Genomic DNA, 21608 nt, shown 5'->3' with positions numbered 1-21608 from the left:
TCGTTTCGGCGGTTTTCGTGGTGTCTACACCAATCGCTCGATCTTCTGATGCTTCCACACCCGTTTGTAATACGACGTCTGCAACAGCAGCATCCCCAGGTAAGCCACCGGGAACGCCATCCACACGCCCGGCAATCCGAAGTGTCCGTCCAGCACGTAGGCAGCCGGTAACTGCACGCCCAGCACGCAGATAATCGAGATCCCCATGGGTACCAGCACCGTGCCGCTGGCGCGCATGATGCCGCCGATGATGGCCTGGAAGCCAAACACCAACAGGCTCCAGAGCATGATGTGCAGCAAGTGTTCTGCCATGGTGCGGGTGGCGTCTTCGGTGAGGAACAGGCCGAGCAGCCAGTGCGACAACAGGTAACCCAGCAGCACCAGGCCACCGGTCAGGCAGACGTTGATCCACAACCCCGTGCGCAGTATCGGCCCGATGCGCTCCACCCGTCCCGCGCCAATCGCCTGTGCACCGAGGATCGAGGCAGTGATGGCAATCGACAGCGCTGGAAACTGCACGTAATTGACGATCTGCGTCACTGCGCCATAGGCCGCCGTCGCCTGGGAGCCGTGCTGGTTGACCAGTGCCAGGATCACCAACTCCGACAGCGACAACACCACCATCTGAAGTCCCGTGGGCAAACCGATGCGCAGCACCTTGCCGAGGATTTCCCGATCAAGGCGCATCGCCGCGAACATCTCACGATCCGGCGCCAAGGGATGGTCGCGTCGGATCAACCGCCACGCCAACCATCCCATCGCCGCCAGGTTACCGACCAACCCGGCATACGCCGCGCTTTGAATCCCCAGCATCGGCAAGCCGAACCAGCCGCGAATCAGGGCCGGGGTCAGCGCCAGGCCGATCAGCGTCGACACCAGCAATGCCATCAGCGGCGACAGCGTGTCGCTGACCCCACGCAGCAATTGGGTGAACAGCACGTAGACCAGCAGCGACGGCATGATCCACAACATCACATGGGCATACGCGACCGCGTCGTCGAGCACATCCGCCGGCGTGCCCAAACCCTGCAATGCGCGTCGGGCGAACACGGTGCCCAGCACTGCGGCGAACAACCCGATGATCGCGCCGAGCAGCAAGGTGGTGGCCGCGATGGTTTTCACCAGATGGGTTTCGCGAGCCCCCCACGCCTGACCGATCAACACCCCTGCCCCGGCGCCGAGGCCGATGACCAGGGCGATGAAAAAGAATACGATGGGAAACATCCCCGACACCGCCGCCAGCGCCTGGGTACCGAGCATCTGGCCAATGTAAATGCTGTTGACCGAGCCTGTCATGGACTGGAGAAAATTGGACAGGACCATAGGGCCCAGAAACAACAGATAGGTTTTCCAGAGGGGTTGTTGGGTGATTGCGGTTTGCATGAAGTGCAAGTCCAGCTCAGACGGCGAGGATCGAATTCTAGAGGATAGCGGTGGTGAGGATGAATATTTTGAAATAACCCGATGGGGCCCTTTGTACGCCTTCCACGGTGAATGGAGGTCCAACGGAAATCTGCAGGAACGAGCATGCTCGCGATGGAGGCCCAGACACCGCGGGCCTCCAGACAGCCCAGCGTCATCGTTAACGACCCTCGCGGGCAAGCCCGTTTCTACAGAGTCAGGACACCAACATGAGCGAAAAGAAATCGCCCGTCACGCTCAACGAAGACATCTGCGTTCATGTCTTCACTGCCTCGGCGGCCATGGTAGGCGTGTGTATTACCGTGATCGGGATTTTCCAGGTGGTCGGCACCCTGAAAAGTGCCGATTCCATTGGCGATGACCTGCTGGCGATCAACGCCATCCTGTATCTGATCACCACGCTCATGTCCTATTGGTCGCTGCGCACCCGCCAGTTCCAGCGCAATCACTTCATGGAAAAACTGATCGACATCCTGTTTCTGGTCGCCCTGACCTGCACCACGGGGATTGCCGGGTTCATCACGTGGGCGATCACCTTTACCTGATGCCCTGCCCCCTACACCACCATCGCGATCAACTGCCCCGGCGTCATCTTCGTCACCATGATCAGCACAATCACGAACATCCCTCCAAACCCCGCGATGCCCATCCAGAACCATTGGCGGTACGCGCTTTGGTAGCCGTCATCCAGCGCTTCGCCCGTTGCCGCAGCGCTCGACGCCATCCGGCCCAAGCGCTTTTGCAGCACCAGCACCGGCAGCCACAGCGAACCCACGCAGAGAAAGATGACCAGCGCGGTCAGCACCCAATCGGTGCTCAGGGGCAGACCGGCGATTTTTATCAACGCGTAGCCGGTGATGATCTGGATGAAGCCGGCGGGTGTAGTAATCCAGGTGTCGAATCGCACCACCATCCTGGCCACGTGCGCAATCACCTGCGGGTTGGCCGTGCGGCTGGCGGCTATCAGGTACAGGTAGGAGCCCATGCCGAAACCGAACAGGAAAATGGCGGCAATGATGTGCAGGTATTTAAGGCTGAGGTAGAGCATGATCAGCGCTGCTCGTCAGAAAAATGCACGGACAGGCTCAGGTTCTTCGGGTCATTGATGGCGGCCATGTACTCGCCGACGCTGATTTCACCCACGCACGGCCGGGCTCCGGTTGCAGGCGTGAAGCCTTGGGCGATTTTCGCCGCCAGTGCGACCGCTGCACAACTGGGGATCTGTGGCCCCTTGTCATTGCGTGCCGTAAGTTGCGCGGTCATGGACAGCGGTTGGTCTTGTGCACCGATGCCGTGAACGTCGATGTACATCGCACTTTTGCCATCCCCCAGCCGCTCGAACCACAACCCCCAACGATGCAGCCTGGCGGCCCACGCAGCATGATCGCGCACGATCCCCATCTTCAGGGCCTGGGCCAGCAGACAGTTGGCGACACCGCCAAGCTTGAGGCCGGAGCCGGCCTTGAAGCTCAGGGTGTGGGCGCCATAACGACCCGCAAATATATCCATGTCGGGCACGTCGACATTGGCCAGCAGCCGATGTCCCAGGTGGGGCATCTTGCGCAACGTCAGGTCTTGCCAGCCGATCACTTCGTGCACTTGGCCGTTCTTGAGCTGGCGGATCGGTTTGCCCGCGTAGGCGAACACACCTTCGACGGTCGACAGCCCCGGCATCTTGGCGGAGGAAGAAATGCCGTGCTCAATGCTGTCGATGCGTTTGAAGCGATGGCGCTGTTCATCGATGATCGCCGACGACAGCGTAGGCACCGAGCTGCAGCCACTGAGAATGGCCACGCCCGCCCGTTTCGCCCGGTCATCGAGCACAGCGATGCCGTTGACGAAGGTTCGGCAATCGGACAGGTCGCAGTAATTCACGCCTGCGTCGATACAGTGCTCGGCGACGGCATAGGATTGGCCCTGGAAAGGGCCACCGGTGTGGACCACCAGTTGAATGTTCAGCGAACGCAGCACAGCGGTGAATGCCGTACCCATCGCATCACCGCACCAGCTCTCGCAGGTACTGCCCGACAGGGCGTTGAGCTCATCGACCTTGCGCTGCAATTTGCGGGGATCACGGCCCGAGATCACCAGGTCGATGCCCGGCATCACCACCAGATGCTGGCAGACGATACTGCCAAAATTCCCGTACCCGCCAATCACCAATACCCTCAACGCCATTCATCTCTTCCCTGAAAAACGGTCGGACAGTTGCCTTCCACGGCGGGGAGCTTTACGGATAACGGCGGGACGGGCAAGTCCAGGGGATTAACCAATCACCTTCGCATACACCGTTCGATCCACATTGCCCCCCGACAAAATCACCCCCACCTTCTTCCCGGCCATCGCTCCGCGCTCCTGCATGAGCGCCGCCAGTGCCGCTGCGCCGGCGCCTTCGGCGAGGTTGTGGGTGTCGGTATAATAAACGCGCATGGCCTCGGCGATCTCCGCATCGTCGACTGAAACGATGCGCGCCGCTCCGGCCAGGTAACGTTCGAAGGCTTCGGAGATGGGTTTGCGCACGGCCAGGCCGTCGGCGAAGGTATTGGCCGAGGCGGTTTCGCACAGGCTGCCGGATTCGAACGATAACTTCGCTGCGGCGGCTTCGGTGGACACCACGCCCACCACTTGAGTGTCCAGGCCCAGCGCATCGCGGGCGGCAATGACCGCGCAGATCCCCGAGCCGCAGCCAATCGGTACGTAGACGGTGTGAAGATCCGGCGCCGCGGTGAACAGCTCCAGCGCATAGGTGGCCACGCCCTTGACCAGTTCAAAGTGGAACGGGGGCACCAGGTACAAGCCTTGCGTCTGTGCCAGGCGTGCGGCCTCTTCCCGGGCTTCATCGAAATCACGACCGAACTCGACCACTTCGCCACCGAAGCCGCGCATGGCGTTGTTCTTTTCCACCGAGTTGCCCAGAGGCACCACGATCAATGCGCGCAGCCCGGCTGCCGCTGCGGCCAGCGCAACGCTCTGGCCATGGTTACCCCGCGTCGCAGAGACAATGCCCTTCACGTTCGGATGCGCCTGTTTGAGCCAGCGCATGAAGGTGATGCCGCCGCGCACCTTGAAGGCGCCGGTCGGCGTATGGTTTTCGTGCTTGACCCACACCGTGCAGCCCAGCCGTTCGGCCAGCAACGGCCAGGCGTACTGGGCGGTGGCGGGCATGACCTGGTAGACGCAGCGAGCCGCCTGTTCGATGTCGTCGCGTGTCAGCGTGTGCATGTGCAACCTCCTGAGAATTTCGCTCAGTCTAGGCAGGCGCACCCTGCGTCGGCTTTCAAAAAACTGACCTGATGCCGTCTCTTCACTACTATGCGGTAATGAGCCAGCCCAAACCTCCACCGCCAACCCTCGCCGTCGAACCGGTCCGCCGTGTCGAAGCCGGCCCCTGGGCGATAGAACTGCTGCCCGGCTCGGCCTATTCGGCGCGCTATGTCGCCAGTCATTCGGCGATTGGCTTTGCCTTCGACAGCCAGCGAGGCGTGCATGCCATCGGCAGCGACCGCGTGCAGCCCTTTGTTGCCACACCCAACAGCCTGGCGTTCGTGCCGGCCGGGTGTGACGTGCTTTCCGAATCCCCCGGCGGCGGCGAGTACCTGCGGGTGATGCACGCCCAGGGCCTGGAGGTGATCGGTGACCACGCCTTCAACAATCGCATTGATTCACAGGCCATCGCGCTGGCGCTGCGCATGCGCATCGCGTTGTTGCGGTCTTCGGTGGATGACGATTGGGAAGCCTGGGCGCTGGCCCTGATGGAGCGGGCGCAGGGGCAGGATGCGCTGGCTGCACCGCTGCGAAGCTCCATCACCGCTAGCCGGCTGCGTCTGCTCGATGAGTTCATCGACGCAGGCCTGAGTGGCCCGCTGAGTGTGCAGGCGATGGCGCGATTGCTGGAGTTGTCAGAAGGCTTCTTCATCCGCGCGTTCAAGCAGGCCACGGGAAAAAGTCCCCACAGCTACCTGATCGACCGGCGCCTGGCCACCGCCCGGGCGCGACTGATCGATTCAAGCGCAACCCTCGCCGACATCGCCCTCACCTGCGGCTTCAATTCCCAGGCGCATATGACGACAGTGTTCAAGCAGCGGCTGGGCGTCAGCCCGGCGCAATTACGCCCGACCCGCTGGATCAGATAGCGGCAAAGCCCTCGACGCTGTCAGGCCACGCGGACAACACCTCAAAACCGTGGTCCGTAACCGCCACCATATGTTCCCACTGGGCTGACAGCGAATTGTCCCGGGTCACCACGGTCCAGCCGTCCGCCAGTGTGCGCACATGGCGCTTGCCGGCGTTGAGCATCGGTTCGATGGTGAAAATCATCCCGCTTTTCAACGTCAGACCCTGCCCCGGATAGCCGTAATGCAGCACCTGCGGCTCGTCGTGGTAGACCTTGTTGATGCCGTGCCCGCAGTACTCGCGCACGACGCTAAAGCCCTCGTTTTCGGCATGCGCCTGAATGGCGTGGCCGATGTCGCCAAGGGTGGCGCCGGGACGGACCCTGCGAATGCCGGCGCACAGGGCGTCATAGGTGGTCTTGACCAGGTGCCGCGCCTCGGGGGCGGGCTCACCCACGAAATACATGCGACTGGTGTCGCCATACCAGCCCTCTTTTTTCACCGCGATGTCGATGTTGACGATGTCGCCGTCCTTCAGCACGGTTGCCGACGGCAGGCCATGGCAGACCACTTCGTTAATCGAGGTCAGCACCGTTTTCGGATAGCCGAGATAACCGACGTTGCCAGGAATCGCCTTTTGCACATTGACGATGTACTCGTTACAAAGGCGGTCGAGCTCCTCGGTGGTGACGCCGGCCTGCACATGGGGTGCAATCATCGCCAGCACTTCGGCGGCGAGCATGGCCGCGGTGCGGGACCTGGCAATGTCCGCCGGGGTGTTGATGCGCACGTTCGCCCTCATTTGCGTGCGCCGCCTGCGGACTCAAGCACGGGGGCACTGTCGGCAAGACCGCAGAGGCGTTTCAGCTCAAGCCCGCCCTCGAGCTCCGCGCGTACCAGCATTCGGCAGATCTCGGTGTGGTCGAGATTGGGGTGCAGCTCGGCGAGCATGCCGATGCGCATCCAATGTTCGGCCTGAGCGTTGATCGAGCGACTCAGCGCGTTACTCGCCACGCGCAGGTGCTCATGCAGGTCTTCAGAGATTTTGACAATGCCCATGGGTTTCACTATATGAAATGTATATGTTTCATATCTTACGTGAATGCCCTGTAAAAGGACAATGGCAGGTCACACTGATGATTCGCGCTGCTCATGCTCAATTAATGAACAATACGTGACAGCCCACGTGCGCTCTGGTTTTCAGAATATTATCCACAGGAATACCCACTCATTTTGTGGATAGTTCTCGCTCGAAACCGGGCACACTTTAGGATGATGGCAATCTTTCGCAAAGGATGATTAAGTGAGAGGCTGTGCACATGCCCCCTGTTTACGCTGCGAGTTTCTCGCCAAGGATGAACAATGATCATCGGTTCAACGTCATCGCAAGCGATGGCTACCTACACCGCTTCCGCCGGCGCCGCGTCCGCGACGGCATCGCAAGGACGTGTTCCGCAGAGCAGGACGCAGGCGGACAAGGCGCAAAACACTGATTCGATCTCGCTTTCGGACAAGTCCAGCGACTACAGCAAATCGATTGCTGACAACAAACCCTACTTTCCTGCCCGCGAAGGCATGAGTGCCGACGCACTGGTCCTGGGCGTTGCCAATCCCGGCGCGGTCTCCAGTTCCAAGGACAAGACCTTCGCCGAAGTGGCGACTGATGCACGCAAGCGCATGGATGAAAAATATGCGCTGATGAAAGCCAGCGACAAGCCTTACACCGGCAGCGATGAAGACCGCAACAGCTTGATGGGCGACCTCGACCGGCGTTCGCTGAATGCAGTGGCCAGCAATGAAGGTGGGCTGTTCACGGCCCAGGAACAGGCGTCGGCGCAAGCCTTGATGCGCCAGCAAGGCCGACTTGCCACCGGCTACTACAGCGGCCCGGCAGACCAGGAGAAAAACTGGAAAGATCCGTTTGCCAACGATCCCTATGGCCGGGCAAAAGCAGCACTGGATTTCATGAACAACATGAGCCCGGAAGAAAAGGCCAAGCCCGAATGGCTGTCGCAACGCTTGTCCCTGGAAGCCGCACTGAACCAGAGCCAGGGTTCGGAGCTTGACCCCGACAAGAAAAAAACCGGCCACTTCCCCAACCTCGCGGAAATTCTTTCAGGCGCCGTGACGCAGTCTGACGACGAGAAGTCCAGCCAATCACGCTACGGTGATCCTTCGGCGCAGATACTGAAGGGCCTCGAATCGCGCAATGCCTGACGCCTCGGTCCCGCCGTACGGGACGCAGACCCGGTAATCGGCTGCGTTCCATCCCAATGCAGTGTGTCATGATGCCCCCTCAACGTTGTCCATTGTGGCTCGCTAACGATGAGGACTTTTCATGAGCAAAGCACCCTACGTTCCGCCCCAGGTCTGGAAATACGAAGCGCCGTCTGGCGGCCAGTTCGCCAGCATCAATCGGCCGACTGCCGGTCCCACCCATGACAAGGACTTGCCCGTCGGCAATCATCCATTGCAGCTCTACTCACTGGCCACGCCCAATGGTGTGAAGGTCACCATCCTGCTCGAAGAGTTACTGGCCCTGGGGCATGGCGGCGCGCAATACGATGCGTGGCTGATCCGTATTGGCGAGGGCGATCAGTTCTCCAGCGGCTTCGTCGAAATCAATCCAAACTCGAAAATTCCGGCGCTGCTGGACCGCAGCGTGGAGCCTGCTGTACGGGTATTCGAATCCGGCTCGATCCTGTTGTACCTCGCGGAAAAATTCGGCGCGTTCCTGCCAAGCGACCTCGCGGGGCGGACCGAGACCCTGAACTGGCTGTTCTGGCAGATGGGCTCGGCCCCCTACCTGGGTGGCGGTTTCGGGCATTTCTATGCCTACGCACCGGAGAAGTTCGAGTACCCGATCAACCGCTTCACCATGGAAGCCAAGCGCCAACTGGACGTGCTCGACCAGCGCCTGGCGCAAAACCGCTACCTGGCCGGCGACCGCTACACCATCGCGGACATCGCCGTCTGGCCCTGGTACGGCCAACTGGTGCGCAACAATGTGTACTCGGCGGCCGAGTTTCTTTCCGCCCACGAATACACGCACGTGCAGCGTTGGGCTGAAGAGATCGCCCAGCGGCCGGCGGTGATTCGTGGACAGCGGGTCAACCGGACCTGGGGCGATGAAGCAAGCCAGGTGCCGGAGCGTCATGACGCAGCGGATCTGGATTGAGGGTAGGTCTTTAGCTGTGGAGGTCACTTGAAACCATCGCGAGCAGGCTCGCTCCCACAGTGGATCCTCCCAACTCACCGCAGCCCCCTGTAGGAGCGAGTTCACTCGCGATGGTCGTCAACGATGACACGGGGCATCTGGCAGCCCGCCCCTACAGAGGCTGAGTGCCGCCCAGCCACGCAGTTGCCATCAGCGCCTGGAGCCCCATCGGCCTGGAGAAGTAATACCCCTGGGCCTGCCCTGCCCCCATCTCGCGCAACAGGACCAGCGTTTCTTCATCCTCGACCCCTTCGGCCACCACGCTCAGGTCCAGCGACTCAGCCATGCGCACGATCGCACGGACGATGGCGCGACTGCGTGCGCTGGTGGTCAGTTCGAGGATGAACGACTTGTCGATTTTCAAACCACTGAAACGGTATTGATGCACATAGCTCAGGGATGAGAACCCGGCGCCGAAGTCATCGAGCACCACCGACATCCCATTATCGGCCAACTGCTGCATGGTCAACCGGGCCATGGCCGGCTCGGCCACCAGTGCGCCTTCGGTCAACTCCAGGCAGATACGCGACGGCTCGACCCCGTGTTGGCCCAACAGGACCAGTACATCCCTGGCGAAATCCGGGCGGGTCATGCTGTAGCTGGAGCAATTGACATGCACTGGCGGCCAATGGGCGTGCTCGGGCTGGGAGAGGATCACGGCGACGCTGGTGAGCATGTACAGGTCCAGGCGGCCGATCAGGCGCAGGCCCTCGACCTCCGGCAGAAACTCACCCGGTGCGATCACGCGACCATTCGGTTGGCGCCAGCGGATCAACGCCTCGAGAGCCAACAGTTCGCCAGTTTCGACGCTGACAATGGGCTGGAAGTACGGCAGCAGCTCGTCGGTGCGCTTGAGCGCATTGCGCAAGGCCCCTTCTCGCTCCATCTGATCGGAGACCTCACGGCGCACCTCCTGGTTGAACACCGCGTAACTGTCACGCCCGGCACTCTTGACCCGGTACATCGCCGCGTCGGCATCGCGCAACAGGTCAGCCGGCTCGAGATGAAACTGACTGTCGGCGCTGACAATGCCGATGCTGCAGGAGGAAAACACTTCATGGCCATTGATGAAGAACGGCCGGTCGAACGCCAGCAGGATACGTTCGGCGATCTCGGTGACAACCTCCATCGGCGCTTCGGGTGCAAGCACTGCAAATTCGTCACCGCCCAGGCGGGCCAGCATGTCGGCCTCGCGCAGGCAGCCGCGCAAGCGGTGGGCGGCCTGCATCAGCAGCAGATCGCCAAAATGGTGGCCGAGGCTGTCGTTGACCATCTTGAAACGGTCGAGGTCGATGAACATCACCGCCAGATGTCCGCCCTCGCGGTCGAACCGCATCCAGGCGAGGTTCAGGCGTTGTTGCAGGTAAGTGCGATTAGGCAGCCCCGTGAGCGCATCGTGGGAGTTTTCGTGAAGCAGCTTGGCATTGGCGTGGTCGAGTTCGCGGGTGCGGTTCAGTACCCGGGCCTCGAGCTTGAGATTGGCGGCATGGATCGCTTCGGCGGCGGTGCGCCGCGACAACGCGGTGTCGATGTGTCGCGACACGAACGTCAGTAATTCCTGATCACGTTGGGTATAGCGCACAGCCGAGGTATAGCTCTGCACCGCCAGCACGCCACGCACCCCATCACCATCAAACAACGGAATGCCCAGCCACGAACAGGACCGAACCGATTCATCGATTTCGATTTCACCGCGCGATGCCAATCGATCGGCATCGTCGAAGTCGATCAGGCACGGCCGACGCTGGCGAATCACGTACTCGGTCAAGCCCCGGTTCCCGCGTCTTGGCAACGGGCAGGTCTTCTGGCGCTCATCGACGTAGTACGGAAAGGTCACCTCCGAGGTCGCGTCATCGAACAGTGCGATGTAGAAGTTCTCGGCGAACAGCAGATCGCCGACGATGCCGTGCAGGGTCTGGAAAAATTCGGTCATGTCACCGGGCTGGCTCGACAGCTCGGCAATCTGGAACAACGCACTCTGCAAATGCTCGGCGCGTTCGCGGTCCGACACTTCCTGGCGCAAGGCATCGTTGACCGCTGAAAGCTCCAGGGTACGACGCATGACCGTCTGCTCCAGATCCTCGCGGTGCAGCAGCCGGTCCAGCGCCATCGCCACATGGCGGGCCACGACCAGGAACAAGGCGCGATCCTCGGCGCTGTAGGTCCGGGAAACGTCGTAGACCTGCATGGCAAGCATGCCGAATACCTCGTCAGAGGCATTCTTCAACGGCGCCCCCATCCAGTATTCGGGACGATCACCCACGCAGTAGAAACGCCCTTCTGCCTGGGCCGCGAGAATGCCCGCGGCGTCGATCAGCAGCGGCTGGCCGGAGGTCAACACCTGGCCGGTCAAGGACAGATGCGAAGGGTCGAGGTATTCGTAGTTCTCGGACTCCAGGGCATCGACGTCGATGATGTCGACGTAATAGGGGTAGTCGATCTTGTGAGTGTGCGAGTCATACAGCGCGAGATAGAAGTTCTCGGCATCGATCAGCCCGGCCAGCAGTTGATGCACGCCTACCAGGAACACCGAGCGGTCGCGGGTCGAACTGGCCAGGTAAGTGATTTCGTAGAGCACCCGTTGGGTATTCTGCGCACGGGCCAGCGTATCGGTCTGCAACCGGATGCCCAGGCGCTGGGCAAAATCGGTGAGCGCCGGTCCTGCGCCATCGTCCAGGGGGGCGAGTAGCCAACCCAGTTCGCTTTCACCTCTACCGGTCGGCCAGCGCTGCAGACGCCAGTCCCGGCAAAAGCTGTCGAAGTCTTCATTGGCGACGCTGGATGGCCACTGAACCTGGGGATCGCCCTGACCGATCAGGTGCAGTTGTTCACCGGCACGGTAAACGACCCACGCTTTGGTATGGCCCCACTGGCGAGCGGATTCCAGCAAACGCTCGATCGTTTCCTCGTCACCGGTGCTGGCCCTGCCGACAGTATCCGAATTCCCTTCCAATGCGGAGGCGGCCACGCCTCTGTCATCGGGTTGCAGAGGGAAGTCGGTCAATGGACGAAAACTCATCTGCCCTCCCTGAGCCAAAACTGGCAATAGCCCCTTACCGGACGCAAGCAAAATTGCCGGTGAGCTTCTCGTTTAAAGGTTCCCAGCGTTTTTTTCAATGGTTTTGTTCGCTTTGCAACCCGCCAAAGGATAGCCAACTCGATATTTGTGAATGCCCCCCCTATCGGCAGCCTTCCAGTCCAATACGCAAATCACCCCTTGACGGCCGCTTCGATCCCCGCGATGTCGATCTTGATCATCTTCATCATGGCTTCAAACGCACGCTTGGCCACAGCGGGGTCCGGATCGATGATCGCGGCCGACAGCACCCGCGGTGTGATCTGCCACGACAGGCCCCACTTGTCCCGACACCAGCCGCAGGCGATGGCTTCACCGCCATTGTCGATAATGGCATTCCACAAACGGTCCGTCTCAGTCTGGTCGTCGGTGGCCACCTGGAACGAAAATGCGCCGTTGTGCGGCGTTCCGGAACCACCGTTCAAACCGAGACACGGCAGGCCCATCACCGTGAATTCAACGGTCAGCACATCACCCTGCTTGCCCGCCGGATAGTCGCCAGGCGCGTGATGGACGGCCTCCACCGAGCTGTCTGCAAAGGTTTTGGCGTAGAACGTCGCCGCCTCCAGCGCATCCCTTTCGTACCAGAGGCAAATCGTGTTTTTGCTGAGCATAGCGGTAGTCTCCAATTGTGTTGGGCTGACACTTGAGTCTAGCTATGCTTGGTCGAACGGGATGCGGTTCATTCGACAACACGACGACCAACGCTGCGAAAAATAGCGGCAAACGCTTACAATCGCCGCGCTTTTCAACCCACTCAGGTAAACCAGTCAGGTTATGGCGCTCGATCCTGTAACGATGTTGACCATCTCGATTGCCCTCGCAGCGGCGGCAGCCTTGTACCTGGCAATCGAATGGCGCAGCGTGCGTGAACCTTCTCTGCTGTTCTGGAGCGCAGGGTTTGCAACCATCTCCCTGGGCTCGACCCTCGCCCTGCTGCGCGTCAGCGGGTTGCTCCTGATCGGCATCTGGTTCGCCAATGGCCTGCTGGTGACCGCTCACTTTTTGTTCCTGCTGGGCGTCGCACGGTTTACCGAAGTGCGCCTGTCCCGTGGCTGGTTCCTGGTTTTCGTCGCCTGGCTGGCCATGTTGCTGCTGCCCGACGAGCCGGCGTGGTCGAAGATCATGCTGGTGGCCAACTCATTGTTAGTGGCCCTGCCGACACTGCGGGCCAGCTTCCTGCTACGGCCCCATGGCCGGTCGTTGAGCGTCGGCGCGGTGCAGTTGCGTTTTGTACTGCTGACCCATGGGCTCTTCTACACGGCCAAGGCAATCTCGGTGATTATTCCCGGCACCCTGATCGATCTGGCGGCCTTTCGTGGCGAAATCATCCAGATTTCGCTGGTCGAAGGCGCGATGGCGATCATGCTGATCGCCCTGTCGATGACCGGAACCGAGCGCTATCGCCGGGAAAAACGTATTGCGCGACTGGCCGCGCGCGATCCGCTGACCGCCCTGTACAACCGTCGTGCCCTGGAAGTACGGGCGCCACGGCTCTTGGCTGACGTTTCCAACAGGCGCCCGGGTGCGTTGCTGCTGATCGATATCGACAACTTCAAACTGGTCAACGACCTCTACGGCCATACCGCCGGCGACCGATTGCTGATCTCGCTGAGCGAGATGATCCGTTCGGTGCTGCCTGAAGGCGCACTGGCGGCACGCCTGGGGGGTGACGAGTTCGTCATCCTGCTCAGGGATGCCTCCAGCGAGCGCATCATGGGGTTGGGCAGCCAACTGCGTTCTCGTTTTCAGCAGGCAGCCTGTGAGGCCTTCGTCACCCCTGTGCCGGTCACGCTGAGCATAGGAGCCAACCTGTTCAACCAACCGCCGGCCAGTTTGGCCGGGCTGATCGAGCAAGGCGACGCCGCGCTGTACGAGTCCAAGCGCGGCGGCCGCGACAGCATCCGTCTGGTGGATCGCACCCTGGCGAGTACCGAACTGCAACGCGGCTGATCGGCTATTCCTCGCGCCCCGTCCCCTCGCGATCGTGCTCGTAGCGGCGAGCGAGAGGAAACGCCGGCAGCCATGACTCGCGGCGGCAGGTCCAGAGTTCGTAGGTGGGCGTCAATTGGTCGGGAACGTCCAGGGATCCGAGATTCACTTCGACTTCATCGTTGCTGCGACCAAATACCGAAGATCCGCAACGCGGGCAGAAAAACCGTCCGGCGTAATCAGCGGTTTCGCCCCGTATGGTGACCGCCTGCTCCGGGAATATGGCGGACGCGTGAAACAGCGCGCCGTGGTGCTTGCGGCAATCGAGGCAGTGACACACGCCCACACGATAGGGTCGTCCAGAAGCTTCGATCCTGACGCTGCCGCACAGGCAACCGCCGGTGAATCGTGCCATGTCCACACCTCCCCTTTCACTTTGTGGTTAAACCATAGCAGCCGCCATTGGTCGCAGCAGCCTTGATCTGTAGACGCTATTTGACCTATTTTGAATCCATGGATTGCAATTGAGGTTTCGAACATGGCCGTTGCGCTTCAGCCATCAGCCTTCACCAAGAACCAATGCGTCACAGGCTTGCGGGCCGCCGTGGGCATCCTCGAAAAATGGCGTGCCTCCAGCGAGCAGGCCTGCCGCATCCTGCGCATTTCCCGCAGCACCTATACCCGCGCCCGCCAGCATGACCCCGACTGGTCGGTGGCGCTGGACGCGGACCAGATGCAGCGCATCAGTATCGTGCTCAATATCCACGCGGCGCTGCGCCTGGTGTTCGACAACCCGGAAAACGTCTACGGCTTCCCGTCGATGAACAATGACAACGAGTTCTTCAATGGACGCTCACCGCTCGAGATCATGGCTCAGGGCGACATGATCTCCCTGTATGAAACCTTCCGCCGCATCGATGTGCTGCGAGGCGCGCAATGGTGAGGCTGGACCAACTCGCAGTCCTTGCCGACGAGCCGTTACAGGCCTATCGGTTGGTCAACTCGAAGTTCCCGCCAGTGGCGTTGTTCGATGACGTGGCGGATGCCGATGCGTTCGAAGTGCTGTATCAGATCCAGGCGCTCACCAATCCCCGGCTTAAAAACGAAGTCGGTCACCTGGAACTGATTCGCCGCAGCGAAATTCCCTTTGGCATCCCCGGCTGTTCCTATGCAACAGCGCCCTTTACCCACGTGAATCCCTCAGGCTCGCGCTTCAGCGACGGCAGCTTTGGCGTGCTGTACCTGGCCGATACCCTGGAAACCGCGCTGGCCGAAGTGAAACATCACCAGAGCCTGTACTGGTCAAACGTGCCCCGCCTGAACTACGAGCGGTTTGTGTTTCGGGGGCTGTCATGCGCGTTCAGGCAAACCTCGATGAAGGATGCGACCACCCTTGCGCTGACCGATCCGATTTACGATCCCGACGATTACAGCGTTGCGCGGCGCCTGGGGAATATGGTCAGGAAGGCGGGCTGCCCCGGGCTTCGCTACCACTCGGTGCGCAATGCCGGCAGCCAATGCTGGGCGTTGATGACGCCCAGGCCGGTGCTTTCAGTGATCCAGGCCGCACATTACGAGATGGTCTGGAATGGCCAGATGACGAGTGTGAGCCAGATCAGCGAGGCGTAAAAACAACACCGCCCTCCCCTGTAGGAGCGAGCACGCTCGCGATGGTAGCCCAGGCACCGTTGGCCTCCAGACAGCCCGCGTCATCATTGACGACCATCGCGACGCCTCGACATGCTCGCTCCTACAGGGATAGTTCCCACAGGGTGACCTCTACAGATGGATATCCCGATCCTTGGTTTCCGGCATGAAGAATATGCCAAGTACCGCCGTCATCACCGCAATGACAATCGGATACCACAGCCCATAGTAGATATCCCCCGTGGCCGCGACCATTGCGAAGGCCACGGTCGGCAGAAAGCCACCAAACCAGCCGTTACCGATGTGGTACGGCAGCGACATCGAGGTGTAGCGGATGCGCGCCGGGAACAGTTCCACCAGCCAGGCTGCAATCGGTCCGTAGACCATGGTCACGTAGATCACCAGGATGGTCAGCAGCAACAGCACCATCGGATAGTTGGTTTTCGCCGGGTCCGCCTTCTCGGGGTAACCGGCGTCCTTCAGCGCCGTTCCAAGGGTGGCGGTAAAGGCATCATTGCGAGTCTTGAAGTCCGCCGCCGGCATGCCGGTGCCTTCGAAACTCTCGACCACCTGGTTGCCAATGCGGATTTGCGCGACGCTGCCGGGAGCGGCGTTTTCATTGGTATAGGGAATGGCCCTCTTGGCCAGTACGGTTTTAGCGAGATCGCACGAACTGGTGAATTTGGCCTTACCCACCGGGTCGAACTGGAAAGAGCACTGGTGTGGATCGGCGACGACCGTCACCGGATTTTTCTCCTGGGCGACAAACACGTCGGGATTACCGTACTGGGTCAACGCGTGGAAGATCGGGAAGTAGGTCAGCGCCGCCAGGATGCACCCAGCCATGATGATGCCCTTGCGCCCGATGCGGTCTGACAGGCTGCCGAAAATCACGAAAAACGGCGTGCCGATCAAGAGCGAACCGGCAATCAGCAAATTGGCGGTCTGGGGGTCGATCTTGAGTGTTTGCAGAAGGAAAAACAGCGCATAGAACTGCCCCGTGTACCAGACCACGGCTTGGCCAGCCGTCCCCCCCAGTAGCGCCATGATCACGATTTTCAGGTTATCCCAGCGTGCAAAGGATTCGGTCAGCGGCGCCTTCGACGCCTTGCCCTCAGCCTTCATTTTCATGAACACCGGCGACTCGCTCAATTGAAGGCGGATGTATACCGAGACGATCAGCAGCAGGATCGACAGCAGGAACGGAATCCGCCAGCCCCAGGCTTCGAATGCTTCAGTGCCGAGAATCGTGCGGCAGGCGAGAATCACCAGCAACGACAGGAACAGGCCAAGGGTCGCAGTGGTTTGAATCCATGAAGTGAAAAAACCGCGTTTACCCTTCGGCGCGTGCTCGGCGACATACGTTGCCGCCCCGCCGTACTCGCCACCCAGTGCCAGGCCTTGCAACAGCCGCAGGGTGATGAGGATGACCGGCGCCGCCACGCCAATGGTCGCGTAGCCGGGCAGGAACCCTACCACGGCGGTGGAGACACCCATGATGACGATGGTGATTAGGAAGGTGTGCTTGCGTCCGATCATGTCACCCAGACGACCGAACACGATAGCGCCGAAGGGCCGTACAGCAAATCCCGCAGCGAATGCGAGCAAAGCGAAGATAAAGGCGGTGGTTTCGTTCACCCCAGCGAAAAAATGCTTGGCGATGATCGCGGCGAGGGATCCATAAAGGTAGAAGTCGTACCATTCGAATACAGTGCCCAGGGACGAGGCGAAGATCACCTTGCGCTCTTCCCTGCTGATCCCTCGGGTGGGCGAATCGCCCGTATTGTCGATTGCGGCCATGAGTCTTCTCCGTTCTGTTTTTGTTTTAGCTGACACGGATTGCGCCGCCTCACATCGCTGCAAGGTTTCCTGAAGCATAATCAGCTTCGCGAAGATATCCACTCGCCATCATGTATGACCTTTTCCTCTCGGACAGTGCGGGCGGACGGGGCGGGACGCCGTTGGTTCATTTGTGATACACAACACTCGCCAACCCGTCCCACGCTCAATGAGGCTTGACCATGAGTTTGAACGCTCGCCTACCAAAATTGATGATCTGCGCCCTGTCCGCCTTGATCGCTTGTGGCGCACAGGCCGATGTGACCCCACCGGCACCCGCCAGCCTGCAACCGCTCCTGGCGACCATGAACGAGCGGCTCAACATCGCGGATCGGGTAGCGCTGAGCAAATGGGACAGCCGTACACCGATCCAGGACAGTGCTCGGGAAGCGCAGGTCATCGCTGCCGCCCGAAAGCAGGCGATCATCCGCAAGCTCAACCCGGAAGAAGTGGCCGAGTTGATCGCCGCGCAGATCGAAGCGAGCAAGCTGGTGCAATATGGATTGATTGCCCAATGGCAAGCGGCGGGCAAGGCGCCTGATACACCGCGATCGAACCTCGTCAAGGAAGTCCGACCACAACTCGATGAAGTGCAAAAACGCCTGCTACAGGCCTACGCCGGGTTCGCGCCCTATCGCACCCACCCCAATTGCGCTCGATGGCTGGCCAAGGCGCGATCAGCGTTGATCAAGGACGCCCTGCATGGACAGGGACTGATCCGGGCCACCGGTGATCTGTGCATCGTCAACTGAGCCTTACTGCGCCTGAAAGGTCTGCAAGTACGCCAGCACATCCTCGACCTTCTGCGGATCGCTCAAGCCCCAGAAAATCATCCGGGTGCCCGGCACGACTTTCTTCGGTGCTTCGAGGTAAGCCGTCAGGGTTTCACGGTTCCAGACCAGGCCGGCCGCTTTCATCGCGTCGGAATACTGGTAGTCCGTGGTCCCGCCCGAGGGACGGCCAAAAAGGTTGTTGAGCTGCGGCCCAAATGATGCCCGTGCCGACTCGCCGACCTGATGACATCCACCGCATAGACGTGGAAACAGTTTGGCCCCGGCGTCGGCATCACCCGCAGCAAACGCGTGCGAAACCCATCCCCCGCTCAGGGCGAATGCGAGTAAAGCGGCTTTCATTGTTTTGCTTCCAGAACAGAAAATGAAGGTCAGTTTGCGCTCGCCTGGAATTTCTTCCGGTAAGCCGCGGGCAGCAAGCCTACTCGCTCGCGGAACAAACGGCGAAAGGAATTCCCGTCTTCATAGCCAACTGTGTAGGTGATGCTGTCCAGGGTCATGCGTGTCGATTCGAGCAGCAGCTTGGCTTTTTCCAGTCGCAGGGTTTGCAGGTATGTCAGCGGCGTGTAGCCCGTCGCGTCCTTGAAACGCCGCTTGAAATTGCGCACGCCGAAACCGAACCGTCGGGCAACGTCATCGATCAGCACCGGCTGCCCAAAATGCGCTTCCAGCCAGTTCTGCACCTGCAGAATGTCGCCGTCGCCATGGTTCTTGGGCAGCGACCACATGACGTAGACCGATTGCTCGCTGCGCACGGTGTCGACCAGCAGGTACTTGCCGCAAGTCTGCGCCAACTCCAGCGAGGCGAAACGGCGCACCAGATGCAGCAGCAGGTCCATGGCCGCACTGGCGCCACCACTGGTGACGACGCCCCTGTCTTCGCAGACGATCTGCGTCGGGTCCAGGTCGACCTGGGCATACCGGCGGCGAAACAGGTCGGCGAAGGCCCAGTGCGTGGTGGCACGTACGCCTTCAAGCAAACCGGTTTCAGCCAGCATGAACGCCGCCGTGCACATCGAGGACACCACGGCCCCCTGCCCGTGCTGTTGACGCAGCCACGGTCCGTAAACAGCGAAGGCAGGCAGGGCCTCCTTGAGGGTGAAGAGAAAACCCGGGATCACCACCAGGTCGGTTTGCGGGATATCGGCGATGGCCCGGTCAACACGCAGCACCTGCCCACCCCATGCGTTGACATCCCGACCATCCAGCGACGCGCTGACCAGTTCGAACGGCGGTGTTTGCGCAAACAGGTTGGCGGCACTGAGTACCTCCAGCGCCAGGGTAGCGCTGGCAGCGGAACAGTGCTCGGCCAGCAACAAGGTCACATGCATGAATACCCCAATTGCGCTTTTCGCATGAAAAAAGTCATTTGCGCACCTACCTTAGCCCATTTCCCCCACTTACAGTGCAGCCATCCATCACTCTGTGGCGCTCCTATGAATCTCTGGTTTCGATTGTTCCTCATGCTGTTCCGTCGTCCGTGGCGCAAGCCGGTCGACGCCCTCGCCACCACGGTCATTCGCCTGCGCGTATGGCCAACCGACCTGGACCTCAACCGCCATGTCACCAATGGGCGGTACTTCACCCTGGCCGATATTGGCCGCATGGATTACGTGTTGCGCAGTGGCGCTTTTCGCGTGGCACTTCGGCACAAGGCGGTGCCGATCGTGGGCGATACCTGGGGCAAGTTCCGCCGTGAACTGAAACTGTTCGAAGCCTTCGAAATCCACACGCGAATGCTCGGCTGGGACCATAAGTGGAGCTTCATGGAACACCGCTTCGTCAGCGGCGGGCGCGTGGTCGGTGTGGTGGTGATGCGCGGCCTGTTCCGCGCCGGCAAGCGCACCGTCGACCCGGGCGAGTTTGCCCTTGAACTGGGGTTGTCCGAGCAATCGTTGCACATGCCCGAGTGGCTCACGGACTGGTCGCGCAGCTGCGACGACATGAGCCTGCAACTGCGCGAAGAAGAAGGTCAGCCCACCCGACGCCCGCCCATCGCGGCGTGATGCCCCCTTGGGGTTGCCCCGCGCAGCCCCGCGTCTTTTTGCGCGTCACAACTTGCGTCATGCAAAAGCAGGCTAAGCTGTGAGCAGCTTATTGCTCACGATGCTCGCTTCTGCAGGGTTGTGGTTTTTCTGGAGAGCGTCTGCAACAGCTATCTCAGACAGGCCCAACTTGTTCACGCAGGAATGACGTGATGACCGAGCCCCATCTCAGTTTTGACGCGCTCAAGCGCGCTGCCGCCGCAGGTGATATCGATACCGTCCTGGTTTGCATGGTCGACATGCAGGGACGGCTCGTTGGCAAGCGATTCCAGGTCGAGTTTTTCATCGACAGCGGCTATCAGGAAACCCACTGCTGCAACTACCTGCTGGCCGACGACATCGACATGGAGCCGGTGCCCGGCTATGCCGCCGCCAGTTGGAGCAAGGGTTATGGCGACTTCGTGCTCAAGCCCGACATGGCCACCCTGCGCCGCGTGCCGTGGCTGGAAGGTACGGCGCTGGTGCTGTGCGATGTGCTCGATCATCACCATCGCCAGGATTTGCCCCACAGCCCCCGGGCGATCCTCAAGCGCCAGGTCGAGCGCCTGCGCGAGCGCGGCTACACCGGCATGTTCGCCTCGGAGCTGGAGTTCTACCTGTTCGACGAAAGCTACGACGCGATCCACCAACGCAATTACCATCATCCGAAAACCGCCGGCCATTACATCGAGGATTACAACATCCTCCAGACCACCCGCGAGGAGCCCGTGCTGCGCGCCATTCGCAAGCACCTGCAAGCCTCGGGCATCCCGGTGGAAAACTCCAAGGGTGAATGGGGCCCGGGACAGGAAGAGATCAACATCCGTTACGCCGACGCGATGACCATGGCTGACCACCACGTGCTCATCAAGCACGCCTGCAAGGAGATCGCCGATGCCCAGGGCAAGGCGATCACCTTCATGGCCAAGTGGCGTTATGACGCCGCCGGGTCCAGCAGCCACATCCATAATTCGCTGTGGGACAAGAACGGCAAGAAGCCGCTGTTCTTCGAGGCCAAGGCCGAATTCGGCATGTCAAAACTGATGCGGTCCTGGGTGGCCGGCCAGCTCAAGTATGCCAACGACATCACCTGTTTCCTCGCGCCCTACATCAACTCGTACAAACGCTTCCAGGCCGGCACGTTCGCGCCCACCCGCGCGGTGTGGAGCCGGGACAACCGCACTGCCGGCTTTCGCCTGTGCGCCGAAGAGAGCAAATCCATCCGCATCGAGTGCCGCATCGGCGGTGCTGACCTCAACCCCTATCTGGCCTTCGCCGCACTCATCGCGGCGGGCCTGGCCGGTATCGACGAAAAGCTCGAACTCGCAGCCCCCTTCGAAGGCGATGCCTACGCCGACGAACACTCGCCGGAAGTCTCGAAAACCCTGCGCGAGGCCTGCGCCGCGCTCAAGGGCTCGAACATGTTGCGCCAGGCCTTCGGAGATGAAGTGGTCGAGCACTACGTGCACACCGCCGAATGGGAGCAGAAAGAGTACGACCGCCGTGTCACCGACTGGGAACTGCAGCGCGGCTTCGAGCGCTATTGAG

At 60.8% G+C, this 21608-nt stretch carries 22 protein-coding genes; 10 read left to right on the top strand and 12 right to left on the bottom strand.

All coding sequences use genetic code 11. The annotated features are described in order from the left end of the window. Positions 1 to 24: 24 nt before the first annotated feature. Positions 25 to 1383 (bottom strand): MATE family efflux transporter, encoded by a 1359-nt coding sequence (locus AB4N64_RS06300; protein ID WP_460123028.1) that lies wholly within the window; start codon positions 1381 to 1383, stop codon positions 25 to 27. A gap of 248 nt (positions 1384 to 1631) precedes the next feature. Between AB4N64_RS06300 and AB4N64_RS06295 the strand changes: the two genes are divergently transcribed. Continuing rightward, positions 1632 to 1967: a hypothetical protein gene (locus AB4N64_RS06295; RefSeq protein WP_460123025.1), complete on the top strand. Its 336-nt coding sequence runs from the start codon at positions 1632 to 1634 to the stop codon at positions 1965 to 1967. Positions 1968 to 1978: 11 nt separating this feature from the next. Here the strand turns inward: AB4N64_RS06295 and AB4N64_RS06290 are convergent, their stop codons facing one another. From AB4N64_RS06290 to AB4N64_RS06280, 3 genes are all read right to left on the bottom strand, one after another. Further along, positions 1979 to 2470 (bottom strand): DUF2269 family protein, encoded by a 492-nt coding sequence (locus AB4N64_RS06290; protein WP_460123022.1) that lies wholly within the window; start codon positions 2468 to 2470, stop codon positions 1979 to 1981. 2 nt (positions 2471 to 2472) lie between these two features. Then, positions 2473 to 3600, bottom strand: a complete 1128-nt coding sequence (locus tag AB4N64_RS06285; RefSeq protein ID WP_460123019.1) for a saccharopine dehydrogenase family protein — start codon at positions 3598 to 3600, stop codon at positions 2473 to 2475. Positions 3601 to 3687: 87 nt separating this feature from the next. Beyond that, positions 3688 to 4644 (bottom strand): threonine dehydratase, encoded by a 957-nt coding sequence (locus AB4N64_RS06280; RefSeq protein WP_460123016.1) that lies wholly within the window; start codon positions 4642 to 4644, stop codon positions 3688 to 3690. A gap of 71 nt (positions 4645 to 4715) precedes the next feature. Here AB4N64_RS06280 and AB4N64_RS06275 point away from each other — a divergent pair, with 71 nt between their 5' ends. Continuing rightward, entirely contained in the window at positions 4716 to 5555 is an 840-nt protein-coding gene (locus AB4N64_RS06275; protein WP_460123013.1) for a helix-turn-helix transcriptional regulator, read from the top strand. Here AB4N64_RS06275 and map read toward each other — a convergent pair. Together map and AB4N64_RS06265 are read right to left on the bottom strand one after the other, a co-directional pair. Then, a complete protein-coding gene (gene map / locus AB4N64_RS06270) occupies positions 5548 to 6336 on the bottom strand; it encodes a type I methionyl aminopeptidase (RefSeq protein ID WP_460123010.1) in 789 nt (262 codons plus the stop codon). The genes AB4N64_RS06275 and map overlap by 8 nt on opposite strands. Next, on the bottom strand, positions 6333 to 6593 hold the full coding sequence (locus tag AB4N64_RS06265; RefSeq protein WP_460123007.1) for a ParD-like family protein: 261 nt from the start codon (positions 6591 to 6593) through the stop codon (positions 6333 to 6335). The genes map and AB4N64_RS06265 overlap by 4 nt, the downstream gene beginning before the upstream one ends. A gap of 303 nt (positions 6594 to 6896) precedes the next feature. Between AB4N64_RS06265 and AB4N64_RS06260 the strand changes: the two genes are divergently transcribed. After that, entirely contained in the window at positions 6897 to 7751 is an 855-nt protein-coding gene (locus AB4N64_RS06260; RefSeq protein ID WP_460123004.1) for a hypothetical protein, read from the top strand. A 121-nt stretch (positions 7752 to 7872) separates the two neighbouring features. Continuing rightward, the gene (yghU, locus tag AB4N64_RS06255; protein ID WP_460123002.1) at positions 7873 to 8712 is read left to right on the top strand and encodes a glutathione-dependent disulfide-bond oxidoreductase; all 840 of its coding nucleotides are present in this window, start codon (positions 7873 to 7875) and stop codon (positions 8710 to 8712) included. Between the two features lie 151 nt (positions 8713 to 8863). On the opposite strand, the gene AB4N64_RS06250 is transcribed toward yghU, so the two are convergent. Further along, positions 8864 to 11770 carry a sensor domain-containing phosphodiesterase gene (locus AB4N64_RS06250; RefSeq protein ID WP_460122999.1) on the bottom strand — a complete coding sequence of 969 codons (2907 nt, stop codon included), beginning with the start codon at positions 11768 to 11770 and terminating at the stop codon, positions 8864 to 8866. A gap of 191 nt (positions 11771 to 11961) precedes the next feature. Beyond that, on the bottom strand, positions 11962 to 12441 hold the full coding sequence (locus AB4N64_RS06245; RefSeq protein WP_460122997.1) for a VOC family protein: 480 nt from the start codon (positions 12439 to 12441) through the stop codon (positions 11962 to 11964). Between the two features lie 163 nt (positions 12442 to 12604). Here AB4N64_RS06245 and AB4N64_RS06240 point away from each other — a divergent pair, with 163 nt between their 5' ends. Continuing rightward, on the top strand, positions 12605 to 13780 hold the full coding sequence (locus AB4N64_RS06240) for a GGDEF domain-containing protein (protein ID WP_460122995.1): 1176 nt from the start codon (positions 12605 to 12607) through the stop codon (positions 13778 to 13780). Between the two features lie 4 nt (positions 13781 to 13784). Here the strand turns inward: AB4N64_RS06240 and AB4N64_RS06235 are convergent, their stop codons facing one another. After that, positions 13785 to 14174: a GFA family protein gene (locus AB4N64_RS06235; protein WP_460122993.1), complete on the bottom strand. Its 390-nt coding sequence runs from the start codon at positions 14172 to 14174 to the stop codon at positions 13785 to 13787. 123 nt (positions 14175 to 14297) lie between these two features. Here AB4N64_RS06235 and AB4N64_RS06230 point away from each other — a divergent pair, with 123 nt between their 5' ends. Further along, on the top strand, positions 14298 to 14702 hold the full coding sequence (locus AB4N64_RS06230) for an antitoxin Xre-like helix-turn-helix domain-containing protein (protein ID WP_460122990.1): 405 nt from the start codon (positions 14298 to 14300) through the stop codon (positions 14700 to 14702). After that, entirely contained in the window at positions 14696 to 15388 is a 693-nt protein-coding gene (locus AB4N64_RS06225; protein ID WP_460122988.1) for an RES family NAD+ phosphorylase, read from the top strand. The genes AB4N64_RS06230 and AB4N64_RS06225 overlap by 7 nt, the downstream gene beginning before the upstream one ends. Positions 15389 to 15538: 150 nt before the next feature. On the opposite strand, the gene AB4N64_RS06220 is transcribed toward AB4N64_RS06225, so the two are convergent. Continuing rightward, the gene (locus tag AB4N64_RS06220) at positions 15539 to 17206 is read right to left on the bottom strand and encodes an MFS transporter (protein ID WP_460122985.1); all 1668 of its coding nucleotides are present in this window, start codon (positions 17204 to 17206) and stop codon (positions 15539 to 15541) included. A 221-nt stretch (positions 17207 to 17427) separates the two neighbouring features. On the opposite strand from AB4N64_RS06220, the gene AB4N64_RS06215 reads away from it, so the two are divergent. After that, positions 17428 to 17997, top strand: a complete 570-nt coding sequence (locus AB4N64_RS06215) for a chorismate mutase (protein WP_460122982.1) — start codon at positions 17428 to 17430, stop codon at positions 17995 to 17997. Between the two features lie 3 nt (positions 17998 to 18000). On the opposite strand, the gene AB4N64_RS06210 is transcribed toward AB4N64_RS06215, so the two are convergent. After that, complete coding sequence (locus AB4N64_RS06210) at positions 18001 to 18378, bottom strand: c-type cytochrome (protein WP_460122979.1); 378 nt, start codon at positions 18376 to 18378, stop codon at positions 18001 to 18003. Between the two features lie 29 nt (positions 18379 to 18407). Then, on the bottom strand, positions 18408 to 19367 hold the full coding sequence (locus AB4N64_RS06205) for a GlxA family transcriptional regulator (RefSeq protein ID WP_460122976.1): 960 nt from the start codon (positions 19365 to 19367) through the stop codon (positions 18408 to 18410). A gap of 105 nt (positions 19368 to 19472) precedes the next feature. Between AB4N64_RS06205 and AB4N64_RS06200 the strand changes: the two genes are divergently transcribed. Both AB4N64_RS06200 and AB4N64_RS06195 read left to right on the top strand, forming a co-directional pair. Continuing rightward, a complete protein-coding gene (locus AB4N64_RS06200) occupies positions 19473 to 20042 on the top strand; it encodes an acyl-CoA thioesterase (RefSeq protein ID WP_460122973.1) in 570 nt (189 codons plus the stop codon). A gap of 191 nt (positions 20043 to 20233) precedes the next feature. Continuing rightward, positions 20234 to 21607 (top strand): glutamine synthetase family protein, encoded by a 1374-nt coding sequence (locus tag AB4N64_RS06195; protein ID WP_460122970.1) that lies wholly within the window; start codon positions 20234 to 20236, stop codon positions 21605 to 21607. The last annotated feature ends 1 nt before the right edge of the window (position 21608 follow it).

The organism is Pseudomonas sp. S2_C03 (assembly GCF_054668405.1).
The sequence above is the reverse complement of the archived record's forward strand: the minus strand, read 5'-3'. Positions and strand labels throughout refer to the sequence as shown.